This window comes from Methylomonas sp. 2F7 (assembly GCF_057126975.1).
In genome coordinates this window covers 4,474,439-4,491,764 of record NZ_CP195203.1, presented here as the reverse complement: position 1 = coordinate 4,491,764, position 17,326 = coordinate 4,474,439, and the positions used below count along the sequence as shown (strand labels likewise).

General features: G+C 51.1%; 16 protein-coding genes. 9 read left to right on the top strand and 7 right to left on the bottom strand.

Going from position 1 to position 17,326, the window contains the following annotated elements; translation table 11 throughout:
- Positions 1-55: 55 nt before the first annotated feature.
- On the top strand, positions 56-940 hold the full coding sequence (locus ACR64Q_RS20245; RefSeq protein WP_197026965.1) for a PilZ domain-containing protein: 885 nt from the start codon (positions 56-58) through the stop codon (positions 938-940).
- Positions 941-1,018: 78 nt separating this feature from the next.
- Here ACR64Q_RS20245 and ACR64Q_RS20240 read toward each other — a convergent pair whose 3' ends face one another.
- Positions 1,019-1,375 (bottom strand): hypothetical protein, encoded by a 357-nt coding sequence (locus tag ACR64Q_RS20240; protein WP_026602670.1) that lies wholly within the window; start codon positions 1,373-1,375, stop codon positions 1,019-1,021.
- A 408-nt stretch (positions 1,376-1,783) separates the two neighbouring features.
- Between ACR64Q_RS20240 and ACR64Q_RS20235 the strand changes: the two genes are divergently transcribed.
- From ACR64Q_RS20235 to ACR64Q_RS20200, 8 genes are all read left to right on the top strand, one after another.
- Complete coding sequence (locus ACR64Q_RS20235) at positions 1,784-2,776, top strand: SPL family radical SAM protein (protein ID WP_313732907.1); 993 nt, start codon at positions 1,784-1,786, stop codon at positions 2,774-2,776.
- The gene (locus ACR64Q_RS20230; RefSeq protein WP_313732906.1) at positions 2,764-3,477 is read left to right on the top strand and encodes an SDR family oxidoreductase; all 714 of its coding nucleotides are present in this window, start codon (positions 2,764-2,766) and stop codon (positions 3,475-3,477) included. The genes ACR64Q_RS20235 and ACR64Q_RS20230 overlap by 13 nt, the downstream gene beginning before the upstream one ends.
- Positions 3,478-3,483: 6 nt before the next feature.
- A complete protein-coding gene (locus ACR64Q_RS20225) occupies positions 3,484-5,088 on the top strand; it encodes an NAD-binding protein (RefSeq protein ID WP_020484158.1) in 1,605 nt (534 codons plus the stop codon).
- Positions 5,085-5,789: a potassium channel family protein gene (locus ACR64Q_RS20220; protein ID WP_026602667.1), complete on the top strand. Its 705-nt coding sequence runs from the start codon at positions 5,085-5,087 to the stop codon at positions 5,787-5,789. The genes ACR64Q_RS20225 and ACR64Q_RS20220 overlap by 4 nt, the downstream gene beginning before the upstream one ends.
- Positions 5,770-6,267 (top strand): disulfide bond formation protein B, encoded by a 498-nt coding sequence (locus ACR64Q_RS20215; RefSeq protein ID WP_026602666.1) that lies wholly within the window; start codon positions 5,770-5,772, stop codon positions 6,265-6,267. The genes ACR64Q_RS20220 and ACR64Q_RS20215 overlap by 20 nt, the downstream gene beginning before the upstream one ends.
- 431 nt (positions 6,268-6,698) lie before the next feature.
- Positions 6,699-8,906, top strand: coding sequence for a primosomal protein N' (locus tag ACR64Q_RS20210; RefSeq protein WP_313732905.1), 2,208 nt, complete (start codon positions 6,699-6,701; stop codon positions 8,904-8,906).
- Positions 8,907-9,081: 175 nt separating this feature from the next.
- Positions 9,082-9,834, top strand: coding sequence for a DUF5765 domain-containing protein (locus ACR64Q_RS20205; RefSeq protein WP_026147088.1), 753 nt, complete (start codon positions 9,082-9,084; stop codon positions 9,832-9,834).
- A 1-nt stretch (position 9,835) separates the two neighbouring features.
- Positions 9,836-10,507 carry an NAD(P)H-dependent oxidoreductase gene (locus ACR64Q_RS20200; RefSeq protein ID WP_313732904.1) on the top strand — a complete coding sequence of 224 codons (672 nt, stop codon included), beginning with the start codon at positions 9,836-9,838 and terminating at the stop codon, positions 10,505-10,507.
- Here ACR64Q_RS20200 and ACR64Q_RS20195 read toward each other — a convergent pair.
- The 6 genes from ACR64Q_RS20195 to dinB form a co-directional block, all read right to left on the bottom strand.
- Complete coding sequence (locus tag ACR64Q_RS20195; RefSeq protein WP_026602662.1) at positions 10,504-10,998, bottom strand: C40 family peptidase; 495 nt, start codon at positions 10,996-10,998, stop codon at positions 10,504-10,506. The genes ACR64Q_RS20200 and ACR64Q_RS20195 overlap by 4 nt on opposite strands.
- Before the next feature lie 353 nt (positions 10,999-11,351).
- Positions 11,352-11,861: a hypothetical protein gene (locus ACR64Q_RS20190; RefSeq protein ID WP_313732902.1), complete on the bottom strand. Its 510-nt coding sequence runs from the start codon at positions 11,859-11,861 to the stop codon at positions 11,352-11,354.
- Positions 11,862-11,933: 72 nt separating this feature from the next.
- Positions 11,934-12,944 carry a hypothetical protein gene (locus tag ACR64Q_RS20185; RefSeq protein WP_155931130.1) on the bottom strand — a complete coding sequence of 337 codons (1,011 nt, stop codon included), beginning with the start codon at positions 12,942-12,944 and terminating at the stop codon, positions 11,934-11,936.
- A gap of 368 nt (positions 12,945-13,312) precedes the next feature.
- The gene (locus tag ACR64Q_RS20180) at positions 13,313-14,737 is read right to left on the bottom strand and encodes a hypothetical protein (RefSeq protein WP_313732901.1); all 1,425 of its coding nucleotides are present in this window, start codon (positions 14,735-14,737) and stop codon (positions 13,313-13,315) included.
- On the bottom strand, positions 14,737-16,128 hold the full coding sequence (locus tag ACR64Q_RS20175) for a bifunctional glycosyltransferase family 2/GtrA family protein (RefSeq protein ID WP_026602658.1): 1,392 nt from the start codon (positions 16,126-16,128) through the stop codon (positions 14,737-14,739). Before ACR64Q_RS20175 ends, ACR64Q_RS20180 begins: the two co-directional genes overlap by 1 nt.
- Before the next feature lie 98 nt (positions 16,129-16,226).
- Entirely contained in the window at positions 16,227-17,321 is a 1,095-nt protein-coding gene (dinB, locus tag ACR64Q_RS20170; RefSeq protein WP_026602657.1) for a DNA polymerase IV, read from the bottom strand.
- Positions 17,322-17,326: the final 5 nt, after the last annotated feature.

Here is a 17,326-nt window from a genome sequence, read left to right as displayed (position 1 = left end):
AGTCTTGGACTATCATCGACAGTATGTAATACGCGATTTTTAAGGTTTGATGGATATGGCTAAGGTAAACGGCAAAAAATTGAATCGCAGAGTGGCTTTTCGCATTTATGAGCAAGCCAATCTTTTCTACCGCAAGCTTGATTATGATGGGCAACTGCAAGCGCCGGAAAACTTCGATGATTTGCTACACAATAATCCGCCGGACATCGACCAAGCGTTACCCGATTCGCAAAGCAGGGAAAACGACACGCTAAACGTCAATATCAGTGCCAGCGGCATCGCCTTTACCTCGCAAGAGCCGCTGCAAGCCGGCGATTATCTGATGCTGCGGATATTGCTGTTATCCAGCATGACCGCAATCATGACCTGCTGTAAGGTGGTGTATTGCAAGCCCAGCAACCCCTTCGAAAACGACCGTTATCCGTATTTAATCGGCGCCCAATTCGTCAATCTGACGCCGGAAGATACGGCGCTGTTAAGCAAACATATCGACAGAACCAAAAAACAACAGTGGGCCGTTAACGGCGTACTGCTAAGCCTGGTCTTATTTGTCCTGGCGATGCCGGATGCCGCATTCGGGCTGTTAATGGGCTTGGTTCATCATATTTTCGAAGTGGTTTTACACGTCATACATTTGATCTTTGAGTATGCCGAATACAATCTGGACCATGTCATCGAGCATGCATTCCATACCGATACCCACACTACCCAAGTCATCGTGTTTTATATTCTGTGTACGGTCGGCCTGATCGGTCTTTTCTTTCTTTGGCGGATTGTTCCGCATAACTGTCGGCGGGCGGGCAATAGTCTGATAGCCTTCTGGTGCCGCAAAAAAGCCAGTTGTCTTTACTTTTGGGGCCAGCAAGCGCTGGTGGATAAGGTCAAGATTGTCGGAATCGGCGTTATAGCCGTTACTGGCTATGCCTATTTTGGGATGTGACTGTGTTGCTTATTAGGGGTTGCGTTTCTCCCCTGAATTTAGGCTGGACCGACGTAACAGCCCAGCCCTGTTCAAGCTTTAAAGTGCTTTATACAGTTCGATAGTCTTGGTCAATTCTTCGGTTGCTTTGGCTACGTTACCGCTTTTAGACAGGATCTGTCCTTGCATCAAAGATGCGTGGGCTTTTTTCGCGGCTTCGGAGTTGCCGGCAATTGCTTCGGAGCTGGTTCTGGCGGCTTTCAGATGAATCTGCGCGGCGGAGAAATCACTTTTGCTGATTTCAACCAGCGCTTTTTCGATGTGAGCGATAATGCCGGCGCTACCGGATTGCGCTGCGGCAGCTGGTGCTTCTTCAGCAGCAAATGCGCAAACGTTGGTCAGACTCAAAGAAGCTGCCAATGACAAGGTTAATACTGCTTTTGTAAATAATTTCATTAAGTAGATTTCGTGTGATGGTTAATAGGTCCAATGCCCTAAAAAACACGTCATCACAGAATAGATTTTTTGTACCGGCAACTTATAGGTCTAAGTTCGTCTTGAAATAGCACCGGCACAGCACCTTTTGCCATATAGCCGACAAGAGGCTTGAAGCAAATCCATGCTGATGGGAAGTATCTTTTTTCCTACTGGGTCCAATTGAAAAACTTTATTGTTTCTCAGGGACCATCATAACGGATTTAGCGCGCCTGCAACGGACCATTTGCACAGGGTGGTTGCGACAAGTTGCCGCAGTGCTCCGATTCGCTGTTTTCTAAGGTGCAATTCGCGCCCTATCGCCGTCACCACGCCCTGTCCGGCAATCATTTATAATGCCCAACCGCCTTTTTGCCGCATTCAGTCATCATGATAGACACCCTTTATATAGAATCCGCTATCGAGCAGCATCCGCGCGTAGCGACGATTCGGCGGCGTTTTCCGCAAGCGCGGACGGTGGTCTGCGAGCGATTCGGCGAGGTGTTTAATCCCAAGGCGCAGAATTTTCGCTTACAAAAGCAGCATCCGGCGCTGATTCTGGCGGAAAAGTACCAGAAGTTCGTGTTGCCGGCGCCGTCTGGTTATGGCATCGGCGGCCAGCGCAATTATTACTTTTCGCACATGCTGAATTGCTTGTACGACTGCCGATATTGCTTTTTACAGGGCATGTATCAGTCGGCCAATTACGTGCTGTTTGTGAATTACGAGGATTTTCAGGAACAGATTCGCCAAACCTGCCGGGAAACGCCGGATCAGGATGTGTACTTTTTCTCTGGCTACGATTGCGATAGCCTAGCGTTTGAGCCGGTCACCGACTTTGCCGAACAATTTTTGCCGGTGTTTGCCGAACTACCTAATGCCTGGCTGGAATTGCGCACCAAGAGTACGCAAATCAGAAGTTTGTTGAATCGGGACGTGGTGCCGCGCTGCGTGGTGGCTTTCAGCCTCTCTCCGGATGCGGTGGCCGAGAAGGTGGAAGCGAAAGCGCCGAATGTGGCCAAGCGTATCGAAGCGGCGGCTAAATTACAGCAACAAGGTTGGCAAATTGGTTTGCGTTTTGATCCGTTAATTTATCAGCACGACTACCGCCAGCAATATCGAGCCTTGTTCGAGCAAGTATTTGCGGCAATCGATGCGCAGGCCTTGCACTCGGTCAGCTTGGGTGTGTTTCGATTGCCGGAGCAATATTTCAAAAAAATCCACAAGCTGTACCCGGATGAAAAACTATTCGCCAGCCCGCTGCAAACCGCGTCCGGCATGGTGTCTTACCGTGCCGATTTGGAACAGGCGATGATGGCCGACTGCTCACAAATGCTGCTGGAATACATCCCGCAAAGCGCTTTTTTTCCATGCACGCTCTAAAGCGCACGGTACTGGTGACCGGCGCCAGCTCCGGCATTGGCCGGGCGATTGCCCGACAACTGCTGGCGCAGGGGCACCAAGTCATTGGCACGTCCCGGGACTGCCGGCGGTTTGCCAAGCTTCACCCCAATTTTGTCGGCCTCGAGCTGGATCTGGCTAAATTAGCCGGCGTTCCGCCGTTTGCCAAACAACTGCAAAGTGATTTCCCGGCACTGGATGCGGTGGTCTTCGCCGCCGGTTTCGGCCAATTCGGCGGCCTGGAGCAATTTTCATACGCACAAATCGAAACCTTGATGACCGTAAACTTCACCGCCCAAGCCTGTCTGACGCGGGCGTTGTTGCCGACACTAAAGCAAAAATTACATGCTAACCTGGTGTATATCGGTTCGGAAGCGGCTTTAAAAGGCAGCCGCAACGGCAGCATTTATTGCGCCAGCAAATTTGCGTTGCGCGGCTTTAGTCAGGCTTTGCGCGACGAGTGCGGCAAAAGCTCGGTGCGGGTGTCTTTGGTCAATCCGGGCATGGTCGATACCGCGTTTTTTGATACATTGTCGTTCGCACCCGGTAAACAATCCGGCCAAGCCTTGATGGCTGAGGATGTTGCCGACGCGGTTTCTTATATCCTGCAAGCCGGCTCGCATTGCGTGATAGACGAAATCAATCTAAATCCCTCCAGCAAAGTGATCGAATTTAAGAAATAAGCCCAGATGCTAGCCAAACTCATCGTTTATTGCGCGTACTACTTAAAATCCGCCGATTGGTATCGGTCAGCCAAGCTGTTTTTTTACGATCTGCTGGAAAACAGTCATAGCCGGAAGAAGAAGTATTTCGACGCGACGATGATAGCCCTGCTGATTTTGAGCGTAATTTTTCTGATTTACGACATCGAACACGAAGACAGCAAAATGGGCGGCTATTTCGAGCTGGCGATTCTGATGGTGTTTATCGTCGAATATTGCCTCCGGGGCTGGATTTACTCCGACACCTACAAAGTAATCATCGAGGAATATGAGAAAGCGCTGTATTTGAACCTGGATTTCAATCTGCTCGGGGTGTTTCGCAAAGCCTTTGTCAGGGATATGGAGTACATCACTTCGCCGTTTGCGATCATAGATATCTTGGCGATTCTGCCCAGCTACCGACCGCTGGCGATCTTGCGCATCTTCATCATATTCCGGCTGTTTAAGCTGTTTCGTTATTCCAATAGCGCCAAATTGTTTGCCGACGCCTTGGCCAGTAAGCGCTTCGAATTGATGACCTTGTTGATCTTCACCTGCTTTCTGGTGTTTATCGCCAGCGTGTCGATTTATATGTTCGAGTACCAAGCCACCAACAGCGGTATTCATAATTTATTCGACGCCTTTTATTGGACCATCGTCACCTTGGCCACTGTGGGCTTTGGCGACATTACCCCGCAAACCACCGGCGGCCGCTGGGTGACGATTTTTTTGATACTGGCCAGCTTGGGGGTGCTGTCGTTCTTCACCTCCATCCTGATCGCCGCGTTCAGCGAGAAAATGTTGTCAATGCGCGAGAGCCGAACCTATGCCCAACTTGAGCGTTACGATAGCTTCATCATCATTTGCGGTTTCGGTCGGGTCGGCCAGGAGATCGCCCGCCATTTGCAGAACGACCGACAGAAGTTTTTAATCATTGATCGAGTCCCTGAACGAATCGAGTTAGCCAAGAAGCGTGGTTATCTGGCGATAGAAAGCGATGCCAGTAATAATGAAGTGCTGATCAACGCCGGTATTTGCCGCGGCGCCAGCGCTATCTTGTGCATCACCGGCGACGATGTGATAAATGTTTATGTGACGTTAACCAGCCGGCATTTAAATAAAAACCTGCGCATAATTTCCCGTGCCAACCGCCACGATAATGTCAATAAACTCTACCAGGCCGGCGCTGATAATGTCATCAGGCCGTTTGAGATTGCCGGTTTGCTGGCGGCGGAATTTGTTGGGCAGCCCGTCGCTTTCGAGGCCATCTCCGGTATTTTGCATAACCAAACCGAGACGGTAATGGAGTCGGTATTGGTCAGCGAAAAGTCGCCTTTGGATAATCAACAAATCGGTCAACTGGATTTACAGCAACGTAAGCTCACCTTGTTGGGCGTGATCAGCGACAATCCGATTCATCTGAAACATAAGAATAAATACCAGGTTAAGCAGCAACATTTTTATTTCAATCCGGAAGTGGACTTTATTCTGCGGCATGGCGATATGCTGGTGTTATTGGGCCGTAAGTACGGCATCGATCATTTTCGCGATCAAGTGGAACAACGCCGTCTATTCAGCAGGAAGCCCAAATGAAAAACATCGCCGTATTCGGTTACAACCGACTGTCGTTCGAGGCCATTAGCCGGTTGGACAAAGAGCTGTATCAAATCACCGTCATCGATCACGACCCGGCCAAAGCTACGCTTGCCCGTGAAAACGGCTTTGAAACCGCCAACATCGATTTCCGTAGCGATGACGATTTGAAGCTGATCGGCATCGGCGCGCATATCGATACACTATTTTGCTTTTTCGACACGGACTCGGAAAATGTATTTCTGACACTGTCGGCGCGGGCGCTGGATAAGCAGTTGAATATCGTCGCGATTGTCGATAGCCCGGAGTCGGCGGAAAAGCTGTTGGCGGCCGGCGCCAACAAGATTATCGACCCTTACGAAATCTGCGGGCGCAAGATTCACGACATGCTGAAGCGGCCGGATATCAACGATATTTTTGATCATACGGTGTTCGGCAGGCACGATTTGCATCTAGCCGAAGTGACGATTCCAGAAAACAGTTATCTGGAAAACACTCATGTCACAGAGTTACAGCTGAGTTCGCAGTACAATTTGATATTGATCGGTATCGTCAATAAGCAGGTTAGCGAACAACTACACTTTGTAGTTGAGGAGTTCGACCGCCGCCTAAGCGTTGGCGATATCTTGGTTATTTTGGGTCCCTCGCGGGAAATTAGAGCATTCAAAAAAGACGTCGAAAATGAATTTAGTAAAAATTAATCCGCGTATTGGTTTTTTTCTGGGCTTTGCCGCCTGCGCTTCGCTGTTGGGGGTTGGCGCGTATTTACAGTTTGTCGAAGAGTTGGAGCCTTGCCCGCTCTGCATTTCGCAACGTTTGGCTATTTTGGCAACAGGCGTCATTTTTTTGATGGCCGGTTTGCACAATCGTGGCCGAAAAGTCTATGCGGTGTGCAGCGCGGTTGCGGCCTTGATCGGCGCCAGCGTCTCGGCCCGCCATGTCTGGTTGCAACATCTGCCGCCCGAAGAAGTGCCGGAATGCAGTCCGGGGCTGGAATACGTATTTCAACATTTCCCGCTGGCCGATACCATCAAATTGATGCTGACCGGCACCGGCGAATGCGCGAAGATCGATTGGACCTTGCTGGGCTTGAGTATTCCAGCCTGGACCTTGTTCGCGTTTTTGTTGTTGGCGGGTTGGGCGGGCCTGCAATTTTTTAACGATGCCGATGCCGTCTAGCTGCGCGATTGGCAAGTTGCTTGGGGAAATCGTTCCTGCTGATAAAGAAGCTTAAGCCATGTCAAGAGTCTTCAGAGTCGGAACCCTGATTTTTTCGGGGCACCCAATTGATGGATCTGCCGCAGTTACCGCGTCGAATCGATACAGCTCCGCAACAGGTTATGCACAAAAACGGGGCATAGCCTGCGCAGCATTGCAATAGCGCCTGCGATATTTAACACAGATTAATTTTTTACGTAAGTCATTGATTTATAATTGGCAAATCAGCTGGCTTAAATTTGCACAATTTAACAAATGTGTAATAAAAACCGACACTAAGCGATTCTCTCAAAAGCCTATCCACAGAGTTATCCACAGTTTTTGTGGGTAACTCAGATTCCTCAATCCTGTTAACGACTTAGCGATCTAATATCAAAAAAACATCACGAGACATGCCTAACTGTGACACTTCCGGCAATTTAATTTTGAAAGTTGCTGTGCCAGTTCCGCTGGACCGGTTATTCGATTACCTGCCGCCAGACGGTGTTAGTGTGACCGCATTGCAAGTCGGTATTAGGGTGTTGGTGCCCTTCGGTAAGCGTCAGCAAGTAGGGGTTTTGCTGGCTGTCGCGGACCATTCCAGCGTCCGGGTGGATAAACTTAAACCGGCTATCGCCATTCTGGATACCCAGCCGCTATTGGCTGACACCGACATCCAGTTATTACGCTGGGCCAGCCGATATTATCACCACCCCATTGGTGAAGTGCTGGCCGCAGCGTTTCCGGTGGCCTTACGCCAAGGCCGGCCGGCTTTGCTGCAACGGCAGCCCTGCTTCGGCCTCAGCCCGCAAGGTCGGTTGGTTGCCCCGGAACAGCTACGCCGCGCGCCCAAGCAACAAGCGCTATTGGCATTGTTGCAATCTACCGGTAGCGCTATGACCGCTGCCGCGCTTAGCGCCTACAAACCCGCGCTGAAAGCCTTGCTCGATAAGGGCTTAGTCACGGCGCAAGACCCAATTCCAGGCTCTGAATTAGCCTTGACCAAAACCGCGTTACCGGCCAATCCGGAGCAACAAGCAGCTATCGCTGCGGTCATCGCCAATCTGGGTCGCTTTGCCGTATCCCTGCTAGAGGGCGTTACCGGAAGCGGCAAGACCGAAGTGTATATGCAGATCATCGCTAAGGTGTTGGCGCAGGGCAAACAAGTCCTGGTTTTACTGCCGGAAATTAGTCTGACGCCGCAATTGGAGCAGCGCTTTCTAAAGCGTTTTGCGGTGAACATGGTGTCCACGCATTCCAAACTAACCGATAACCAGCGTTTGCAGGCCTGGCTGAGTATGCAGCAAGGTGAAGCTGCGATTATGCTCGGCACCCGTTCCGCGCTGTTCACACCAATGCCGCGTCCCGGGCTGATTATTCTCGACGAAGAGCACGATAGCTCGTTCAAACAACAGGAAGGCTTTCGCTTTTCGGCGCGGGACGTCGCCATCGCCAGGGCCAAGGGCTTAGGCATCCCGGTATTGCTGGGCTCGGCAACGCCGTCGCTGGAGAGCATGGCGAACGTCGCCCAGCACCGCTACCAACTGCTACATTTGCCCAATCGGGCCGGCAATGCCACAGCGCCGAGTTTTCAGCTACTGGACATTCGCAATAAACGAATGCAAGCCGGTGTGTCCGAACCGCTGCTGGCAGAAATCCACGCCACCTTGGACAAGAAGCAACAAGCACTGATTTTTCTCAACCGGCGTGGCTATGCGCCGGTGCAGATTTGCCATGGTTGCGGCTGGGTCTCGCGCTGCCGGCGCTGTGACGCCAATCTGGTGATTCACGCCGCCGACCGGTTGTTGAGGTGCCATCACTGCGGCAGCGAACAACCTTTGCCCAAGCAGTGCCCATCCTGTAAAACCGGCGAATTACAGGCGCTGGGTTTAGGTACCGAACGTATCGAACAGACCCTGGCAACCTTATTTCCGGACAAGACCATCGTGCGCCTGGACCGGGATACCACGCAGCGCAAGGGCTCGCTGGAGCAGTATCTGGAGCAGATTCACGATGGCGGGGTCGATATTATTCTCGGGACGCAAATGCTCGCCAAGGGCCACCATTTTCCTGGGGTGACGCTGGTAGCCATTCTGGATATAGACAGCGGCCTGTTCAGTATTGACTACCACGGTAGCGAAAGACTGGCGCAGTTGATTGTGCAGGTGGCGGGGCGGGCCGGTCGGGCGGATCAACCCGGTAAGGTTATGTTGCAAACCCGGCATCCGCAACATCCTTTGCTGGATACCTTGCTAAGCTCGGGCTATCGCGCTTTCGCGCAAAGCGCGCTGCAAGAACGGCGGCAGGCCGGCTTGCCGCCGTTCGGCCATCAGGCTTTGCTTAGGGTGCAAGCCGGCAAGGCCGAGGAGCCGAAGCAGTTTTTACAGGCCGTTTGCCAAAAAATCAGCGAACTGAACCCCGGCATAGTACAGGTCTTGGGGCCGGTGACGGCGCCGATGGCCCGGCGTGCGGGCTTGTTTCGTTACCAGTTGCTATTGCAGAGTCCGCAGCGTAAAGAGCTGCATCATCTGCTGGATAGTTTGTTGCCGGCCATTTATGTCTTGAAGGAAGCCAAAAAGGTGCGCTGGTCGCTGGATGTCGATCCGGTGGATTTGTACTAGTCTGATCCGCCAAAATCCGGCGATTTAGTCCGGTTTATGTAATAATTCCCGCCCTTTACGACGGATCGTAGCAAAACCCATAGACATCTGAATCGGTAAATTAAACGCCGTTGGATTGCACGGTTATAAAACTAGATGCCTATGCCTATAACTAAAATAAAGAAGGTATTTTTCAATGTGTTGGAGTGGAGAAGCGTCAGGCGTTTTGGCTGCCGCAGGTTTAACGACCGCTGTTTACGTGGCCTACAAAGGCGAATCCAAGGAACTGTGGATTCCTTTAACTTATTTTGCCTTGATGGAACTGTTGCAGGCATTAACGTATGTGTACATCAATCTGTGCGATAACCCGAATAACCAGGTGCTCACTCTACTCGGCTATTTACATATCGCCTTCCAGCCGTTTTTCGTGAACATGGTGGCGATGTACTTCATTCCGGAAAGCGTCAAACTAAAGATCAGAACCACGGTTTACACCTTGTGTGCGATCAGTTCGCTGGCGATGTTGATTAAGATGTATCCCTTTGCATGGGCCGGCGACTGTGTGCCAGGTACCGAGGGTTTCTGCGGCGTGCAAACTTGCTCGGTGTCCGGGGATTGGCATATCGCCTGGCAAATGCCTTTAAACGGTTTGATGTCGCAACCGGTGACTTGGCTGTTGGGTTTCAACTGGGGTTTGCATGCGTTTTCGTATATTTTGGCGGCGTTTTATCTACCTATCATGTATGGTTCCTGGCGCTTTGTGGCTTTCCATTATTTGATCGGACCCTGGATTTCAGACGTTACCACCAACGATCCGAACGAGTATTGTGCGGTATGGTGTCTCTTTTCGATCGCGCTGTGCGTATCGGTGATCAAAACCCCGATCAGAAAACATCTGCACGTGAAGAAATGGCCGTTCTATCAACGTGAAGTAGGCGACAGCTTGTAAGATGACCATTAGTAAACAGGACATTCTCGACGCGTATCAATTTCGTCACGCCTGTAAGGAATTCGACGCCGAGCGCAAAATCGCCGGCACGGATTTCGATTTTATTTTGGAAGTTGCCCGGCTCTCGCCCAGTTCCTTTGGACTGGAGCCTTGGCAGTTTCTGGTCGTGCAAAATCCGGATTTACGCGAAAAACTCCGGACTGTTACCTGGGGCGGGCAAAAGCAGCTGCCTACTGCCAGCCATGTGGTGTTGACCTTGGTGCGGAAAAGCCATTTCATGCGCTACGACAGCGCCTATCTGCAACATATCATGCGCAACGTGCAGCAGTTTCCGGAAGACATCATCCAACTGCGTAGCGGTCTGATCGAGAAATTCCAACGTAGCGATTTTGACTTGCTGGGTTCCGAACGCACTTTGACCGACTGGGCGACCCGGCAAACTTATCTACCGTTGGCTAATATGATGACCGCGGCAGCGATGATAGGGATCGATTCTTGTCCGATTGAAGGTTTCGAGCGCGGGGAAGTGGAGCGGATCTTGGCGGAAAACGCCAACGTGAATTTAGAGCACTGGTCCGCCGCTTACCTGGTTGCGTTCGGTTACCGGAAAAATCCGCCGGCTAGACCGAAAACTCGGCAAGAGCGCGATGCGGTAGTGCGCTGGTTGGACTAATTTATCCTACAGCTATTGTTGTCGCTGTCGTTTAGCGACAGGGAATAGCGAGCTACGGGGCGGCGCACCCCGATAAAGCGCTCCCGCCAATACGGCTGCCGGAGGTCGGAGACCATCACCTGGCCGGTCCGGCTACTGGGCGCATGCACGAATTGCTCGCCGCCGATGTAAATCCCGACATGTGAAAACGGTCGCTCAGTGGTGAAAAAGAGCAGATCGCCCGGCTGCCTTTGCTCAGGCTGCACTGCCGGCAGTTGCCGGGCCAACGATTGGGTGTCGCGCGGCAGCCGCACTCCCTGGCGGTTATAGACGTAATAGACCAAGCCGCTACAATCGAAGCCTTGGCTAGGTGACTCCCCCCCATAGACATACGGCGCACCTCGCAATTGTAACGCGTCGTTGGCGGCGATCCGGTTGCCGCCTTCGGGAGCAGGCAATACGGTTAGCGGTGCTTTTTCTTTGCTGGCGCAGCCGGTAAGCTGACTCAGCATGACAACCGCCACTATCTGACCCAGCAGTAATAAAGCACAGCGGTAAGATAGACACGTAGACATCGGATTTATCGGCAAAAAATTTATCAATTTGCATATTATAGACAGGCTATTCGCTGCCCGCTCGCTGTTTGTCGCCAACAGGCACTGCTTTGCGCTTACCGACGTGGCAAACACCAGCCTCCGGGATCACATGTGCGTATTGCGAACAAAACAGCCGCTCCTTACGACTTCAAAACCACCACCAATTCCAATGTAAATCCTGCCAGATTTTGAACGTCTTGGATCGACTATTTGCGGCCTACATGGCTTTCATTTGTCTGGGGATACAGCTTTTTTCATGATCGTTAGTATCAATGAACAAATAATTTTTCGATTTTTGTAATCAGTTGCGCGGCTTCCGCTGGTTGATCGTTAACGATAGTCACGCATTTTTGATAATCGGCGAGTTGAATGCACAGCTTCTTACTGCTGGTATCGGCCATTTTCATGGCCGTGGTTGCAACTAGAAAGTTATTGCGCAGCAACACTTGCTTTTTTACTTGGTAGGTATCGGCTAATTCAAAGAAATGGATGCGATAAAAGTCGTTGAGCATATCGATCAAGGTGACGCTTGAAATGTGCAGTTCGGTTTTTAGCGCATTTTGTAGATAAAAGCCGTTGCCATCGCCCTGAATGGCGATTTCGTAACCGCCCGGAATGCCGTGGCCGGTCTGATGTAGTATCGAAATGGCCACTTGTGCCAACGGATATTGTGTTGGCGGGGCGCTTCGCGCTAACGTTTCGTCTGCTTCCGCGAGATTGAACATGGCTATAACGCCTAACAGCAACAAACTGGAAAGTGACGATTTATACATTTTCATGGACAACTGGAAGGCAACTGGGAAATGAGGTTCCCGAAAAAACCTCATCTTCTAATAGACAGACGAAACCGATCAGACGGCTCTACGTTGGCGATTGACGCCAAACAAACCGAGTAGGCCACTGAGCATTAACCAAGCTGCGGCCGGTACGGGAACTGCTGCTGGCGCGGCGATTTGGGTGTAGCCGATGTCTTTCAGTATACCAAGCTCTATAGCCGATATTTCGCGAGTTTTTAATCCTTCGGAGACGGTTGATGCCATGATCAACTGAGAAAGAGCCGGTGTATCGTCGTCAAGATGCGCAATACTGCTGCCATCAGTCCAAGTAGTCGGTGCATATACGTTAACGCCCACGCCGCCGTTGGCAGCAACGGCATTGGCACCGCTAAACAATACACTGCCGCTACCACCGGTCAGAGCTGCGACCTTAGTGCTATCGAAAACACCGTCGGTACTGATCAGTCGATTTCCTGATGCATCGGTTAAAAAGTTTTCAAATTTGGACCAGGTGTCCGGGGTGCCAGGAGCGTTGCCACCAAATCCTGCACCGGTAGCGTTACCAAATGTAGTAAACCCAAATGAGTGCAATAACTCATGCATGCCGACTTTTTTGAAGTCATACGCATTTGCCGCGACGTTATCAGTCAACCCCCAGTTATAGAAAAAATTCCAATCAATGCTGCCATCGGCATCGCCACCGTTGCCGTCAGTTGCGCCATTAGTCAAAATTTTTGTTTGTACAATGGTTTGTTGAAAGGTACCGGGAACGATGAATGAATCGCTACCCGCCGACGCTAAGGTGTTTTTATTGATACTGTATGAAGTCACGTCATAGGTTAAGTTTGCCGTGTAGTTGCTGAAATAAGCCCCTAACATGCCTGCGGCTTCATTTAGCGCGGTTTTTCTGGCCGCACCAAAAGTGGGGTCATCAAAACCTTGGCCCGGATTCAGATAATTAAAGCTGAAGGTCAACGCTGCTTGCGCCGGTTGAGCCAACAGCCCGAGTGCTAAAACCCCCGCCACGATGACTGGTTTTGTCTTACTTAGCGATCTGTCGTGGTTCTTGTGTCCAATAATATTCATATTTGTTACCTAGGATAAATGTTAGAGTCTGAAGTATAGGTTAACCAAATCAAGAAAACCAATGACAGTCGTGTGACACGGCGTGAGGACATTCATATAGCCCATACATCCCTCCGATTAGCGAGGGCGTAATCGGGGGTGCTGGCTTCACAATGTGCGATTACACCAGCTAACCTACATTTTCAAAGACAGCGGATTTACCTTTCCCTGTCCCCCCAAATTAAATCTTATTTGTCGGAAATGGATCGATTATGACAATTCGTCACTTCCAGAAGCCGTCATTCACTACTGGCACAATTGGCGGCTGACCGTAAATTTGGAACAGAGACGGTTTGGGGCGGTATACGCAATATGCAAAAGCCAAATTATTATTTGGCTTTTGCCATCCAAGGACGCGCCAGCAACAATAAGCTCAGCAAGCTGCAAAAAATCATGTAATGCGAGTAACGAAAGTCCGGTGAGGGTGCGGCCAACATCAAACCCAATTCATGCAAGATGGCGCTGGAAGTTAGGCAAATGACTTCGATATTGGCCGTCACGCGGCGAAACGCAGCGGCAAAAAATAGATAAATTGTCAGGACAAAATAAGGCCAGGGTTGAAAAAACCAGTATTCGACATACTTGGTCATACCTGCCTCAAGCCACTCTTGCAATTTGGTCGCTTTTGGATGAGATCCATAAAAACGTTCTAAGTCGCTGGGAAAATCTTTAGCCATCATCACCGGGCTCCAACTGTTATCCGGCACCAAACCCAGAACATATTTCGATACCGCCAAGCGGTGACGCACCCATAAAACCGGCTCCGCCAGTATGGTTTGTATCCAAAGTGTATGCAGAGTTTGCCGTTGCTGGTCGGAAAGGCTGGCAAAGCCATGTATCTGCGATTCCATAGAATTTTTCGGCAGCTCTAACGTGGGCGGCTTAGTCCGGAAAATTTCCCGCCAATACATTGGCGTATAGGCTTTTAGCAGGGGTTCGACTGAGCCAGTTGAATTCAAGGTGCCGGCCAGTTGATCGAAAATAGCTTGTTGCCGGCCTTTATCCTCAAGCCGTTTGATCACGCCGGCAATATCGAACGAGGCGTTGGCCACCCAGGGATAGGTGTGTCTATCGGCGAGCCGGTTATTTATCGCTCCCGTGACTGCAAATAATACAAGAGCTAGCACCGCGCCCGGAATTGCCGCGCGTACCAAGCCGAATACGCTGTATTTTGGAAATAAGCGAAATATGGCAAAGCTGAGTACGGGAATTGTTGCGAAAAATGCATTGTGTCTCATCAGGATGGCTAACCATAAGCCCAATACTGTTAGTGCGAATAACAGTAACGCCAACCGTAGGGTTTGCCCCTTATGGTTTTTTATATGCCCCGCGATGCCGAAAGCACTGAATAACGCGCCCCACATCAGCATGTCTTTCAAAATTGCGCCGCTGATACCGAACAGTGGTGGCAAAAATAGTAAAACGCAAAGCCATGGTGCGGCAACCTTTGCGCCGTACGGTTTAAAATAAGCCTGAAAGGTCAGATATGCGCCGGTCCACACCAAGCCGAGTTGCAGAAACAACATACCCGCCGGCCCAGGCGTCAGGCTATCGCTGAATCGCCAGATAATAGCCATTAAAGGTGGATGCCAGTCGGAAAAGCGGCCTTCGCGAGCTTCGAGGATTTGATTGACCGCGTCATAACACAGGAAGCCCGGATACATGATGCCGAAATGGATCAGGAATCCGCTGATAAAAATCCATTCGATTGGCAGCGCTCCGGCCAGACTATTTATTTTTTTGGTAACCGTCATCAGGCTTGACGAATTTTCTTAAAAACGATTAATCGTGAAGCCGAAAAATTTAATACCATACCGGCCAATGAACCCACGGCAACAGCCAATGCGGGATGCTGATAAGCAAGGGGTACGCTGAAAATCATCCACAAGTAAGCGCCGTTATTGGCTGTCCAGCCCAGCATATTGGCCAGCACATAACGCAGCCACTCATGATGCATGGCGTGGTGGCTGGCACCAAAGGTAAAGCGCCGGTTAAGCCACCAGGTGACGGTAACGGCTGCCGGAAAAGCCAACATTTGCGCGCGTAACGGCCCCATGTTCACTACTAGGGACTCTACCAAGCCGGCATTCACAATATAGCCGACTACTCCGACCAGTCCGAAGCGCCACATCTGTCCGAGCAGATCATCGTTACCAGCAGATAAAGCAGTATTGTCGGCAGATAGGATAGCGGCGGAATCGGCAAAAGCGTTCGGCACAAAGACCGGTGGCGGATATTGTAAATAGGTCAGCATACGCAACTCCTTGCGCCCGCGCGTCACTGTATCCAAAATCGTGCCGGTAAAAACGCTCAACGACGCCAGCAGCATAATACCCATGGCAAGAAAGGCTGTCGGGAATCTAGGCACCAGCCCCGTATCCAGGTAAGTCAAGATTACGGGCCAGATCAGCAGCAAGGCTAATGCCACCAGCAAACCGGCCAGCCCCCCAAAAAACACCATGGGCCGCTCATGTCTAACCAATCGGATAATCAACATTAGGATGCGCCAGCCGTCGCGATAGGTGCGCAATTTACTTTCCGAGCCTGCAGGGCGTCCCCGGTACTCCCCTTCGATGTGTGCGGCCGGCATCGACAACTCGAGTGTATGCACGGTTAATTCGGTTTCAATATCAAAGCCGGTGGACAGCGCCGGAAAGGATTTAACGAAGCGCCGGGAAAACACTTTGTACCCGGAGAGCATATCGAGAATCCGGTTGCCGAAAATTTGCCGTACCACACCGGTCAACAGCCGGTTTCCGAAGCGGTGTCCGCCTCGGTATGCAGCATCGCCGGTTTCGCGGCGGATACAATTCACCAAATCGTAAGGCCCGCTCATGGCCAACTTGATCATGTCCGGCGCCAAATTGGCGTCATAGGTGTCGTCGCCATCCACCATCAGGTAAAAATCGGCATCTATATCTCGGAACATGCGGCGTACGACATGGCCTTTCCCTTGCTGGGTTTCATGGCGGACCATCGCGCCCGCCGACCGCGCTGCGCTGACGGTGTTATCGCTGGAGTTGTTGTCGAACACGTAAATAGCCGCATCCGGCAAAACCTGTCTGAAGTCGCTTACTACTTTCGCAATAGACACTTCTTCGTTATGGCAGGGAATAAGGACGGCAATTTTTAACTGATTGAACATGTTTGGTAAGTTAGCTTCCAGTGAAAGAGAGTGAATGTATCAATACGGACAAGATTGGGGCAGGCCTATTCCTGCGGGCCTTGCTACGGCGAAGTAGTTCAACCATCCAGGTCGAACAAATCCATTTGCCTATATTGGCGCAGGCGGCTGTCGCCATTTTCCAGACCCGATAAGGTAACGCCCAGTAGTCGCACTTTGGTGGTGCCGATGCCGGTATTTTTCAGTAATTCGCTCAATAGCATTCTAGTAGTTGGGCTATCGCTGATCGGTTCCGCCAAGGTTCGCCCGCGGGTGATCTGCACGAAATTTTGATATTTTATTTTCACAGTCAGCGTGTAGGCCGTCAGCTGTTTTTCGGCCAATCTGCCCAGGGCTTTTTCCAGCAAATCATGTAAATAGCGCAGAATGCTCGTCTGGTCGGCGATGTCTTGATCAAACGTGGTCTCGATGCCCACCGATTTGCGGGCTCGATTGGTATTGACCTGGCGCGGATCAATACCCCGGGCAATGTTGTAATAGTGTTGGCCGGCTTTGCCGAAATGCCGTTGCAATTCCGCTAGCGGCAATTGTTTTAGATCTTTGCCGGTAACGATGCCCAAGTCGTACATTTTCTGTTCGGTAGCGCGGCCGATGCCGTGAAACTTGCCTATAGCCAGATTTTCCACAAACGCCGGGCCTTGTTCGGGTGTAATGAGGTACAAGCCGTCCGGCTTGCCCAGGTCCGAGGCGATTTTGGCGAGAAATTTATTGTAGGAAATGCCGGCGGACGCCACTAACTCGGTTTGTCGGCGTATCTCCTGCTTGATGTGCTTGGCCAGCAAAGTCGCCGAGCCTTGATAAAGCTCGCTATCGCTAACATCCAGATAGGCTTCGTCCAGCGACAAGGGTTCGAAACGTTCACAGTAACGAGCGAAAATCCCACGGATAGTCTCGGACGCTTCCCGGTAAACATCAAAACGCGGCTTAACGAAAATAGCTTGCGGGCAGAGTCGGTAAGCATGCGCGGAAGGCATGGCCGAACGTACGCCAAACTGGCGGGCTTCATAACTACAGGTGGCGACTACGCCGCGCGAATCAGGCTTACCGCCGACAATGATGGGTTTATTTCTAAATTGGGGATGGTCGCGCTGTTCAACCGCCGCATAAAATGCATCCATGTCTATGTGGATGATTTTGCGCGGCGCTGCTTCCATGGAAA